Origin of the sequence: Paracoccus sp. S-4012, from assembly GCF_009674885.1 — a bacterium.
Classification (GTDB): Bacteria; Pseudomonadota; Alphaproteobacteria; order Rhodobacterales; family Rhodobacteraceae; genus Paracoccus.
Genome location: NZ_WKKA01000041.1, coordinates 1 through 1,879, shown reverse-complemented (window position 1 = coordinate 1,879; position 1,879 = coordinate 1). Strand labels below are relative to the sequence as shown.

Here is a 1,879-nt window from a genome sequence, read left to right as displayed (position 1 = left end):
CACCCGGAACTGACCCGGGTTTTCCATCGAGAAGTGACCCACCTTCAGTTATGCGGATGGGTTCATGTCTGGGTCAAGGCCTGGGCGCTCTCCGTCTTCTTTCGGGTTGCTGCAGCGGTGCTGGCTTTGAAGCGGAAGCTGTCGTTGCCTGTCTCAAGGATGTGACAGCGGTGGGTGAGGCGATCGAGGAGCGCGGTGGTCATCTTGGGATCACCGAAGACGGTGGCCCACTCGCTGAAGCTCAAGTTGGTGGTGATGACAACGGTGGTGCGCTCATAGAGCTTGCTCAGAAGGTGGAAGAGCAGCGCGCCGCCCGAGGCGCTGAACGGCAGATAGCCCAGCTCGTCCAGGATCACGAGATCGAGCCGGGTCAGGCTTTCAGCGATCTGCCCGGCCTTGCCCTTGGCCTTCTCCTGCTCGAGCGCGTTGACGAGTTCGATGGTCGAGAAGAAGCGGACCTTCCGGCGGTGGTGTTCGATGGCCTGGATGCTTGAGGCGCGGTTGCGACATGGGTCTTGCCAGTGCCCGGCCCGCCGATCAGCCCGACGTTCTGCGCGCCGTCGATGAACTCGCAGCGGTGGAGCTGTCGCACCGTGGCTTCGTTGATCTCGCTGGCCGAGAAGTCGAAGCCCGCCAGATCCTTGTAGGCCGGGAAGCGCGCTGCCTTCATGTGACAGGCGATGGAGCGAACCTCGCGCTCGGCCACCTCGGCCTTCAGGAGCTGCATCAGGATCGGCACGGCCGCCTCGAAGACCGGCGCGCCCTGCTCGATGAGATCGGTGACGGCCTGAGCCATGCCATGCATCTTCAGGGCTGCGAAGCATGATGACGACGGCGCCGCTGGCGGGATCATGACGCATGACGGCCTCCGGCGCTGCGGGCGCGCAGGTCGTTGTGAGCTGCCGACATTGGCCTTCGGTTCGCGGCGCAGGAGCAGCGCCTGCGGCGTATCGATGGTCGGGCTGTCGATTGCCTTGCCGTCGATCAGGCGGTGCAGGAGGTTCAGCACATGGGTCTTGGTCGCCACCCCATCGGACAGCGCCAGCTCGACTGCGGCCAGCACCGCCTGCTCGTCATGGCTCGCAGGACCAGGGCGAGGCTATCGACCATCTCACGATCGCCGCCGGGCCGTCGCAGCATCTGGTCCTGCAATCGCCTGAAGCCTGACGGCAGCTCCGCGAAGGGGGCACCGTTGCGGAGGGCGCCGGGCTTGCGCTGGATCACCATCAGATAGTGGCGCCAGTCGTAGATCGTGCGGGGCGGGAGATGATGTGATCGCTGGATTCGGCGCTCATGCTCGCACAGGATCTGCCCCTCGGCTGCGACAACGAGCCGATCCGGGTAGACCCGCAGGCTGACAGGCCGGTTGGCGAAGGAGGCCGGCACGCGTGTCACGGTTGCGCTCGAAGCTGATCAGGCAGGTGGGCGAGACGCGCTTGCTCTGCTCGACGAAGCCGTCGAAGGCCGGCGGCACCGGCATCAGCGCGGGCTGCTCCAGGGCCCAGACATCGGCGAGGGTCCCGGCCAGATGGCCGTGCGGGATCTCCCGCCAAAGCTCCAGGCATCGCCGCTCGAGCCAGGCGTTCAGCGCGGCGAGGTCAGGGAAGTTCGGCATCGGTTGCCACAAGCGCGGCCGCGCGTGCCTCACACGTTCTTCTCGACCTGTCCCTTCTCCCAGCCCGAAGCCGGATTGCAGAACTCCGGCTCGAAGACATAGTGGTTGGCCATGGCGAGAAAGCGCATGTTGATCTGGCGCTCCTTGCCCCTGCCGATGCGGTCCACCGCCGTCCGCATGTTGTCGTAGATCCCACGCTCCGGCACACCACCGAAGACACGGAAGCCGTGCCAATGGGCGTCGAACAGCATCTCGTGGGTCTGC

General features: G+C 65.5%; 2 pseudogenes. Both read right to left on the bottom strand.

From position 1 onward, the window contains the following. Window positions 1-62: 62 nt before the first annotated feature. Window positions 63-860 (bottom strand): annotated as a pseudogene (gene istB / locus GI374_RS18685) (IS21-like element helper ATPase IstB). Continuing rightward, a pseudogene (istA, locus tag GI374_RS18680) lies at window positions 850-1,879 on the bottom strand (IS21 family transposase); the annotation flags it as partial. The pseudogenes istB and istA, both read right to left, overlap by 11 nt.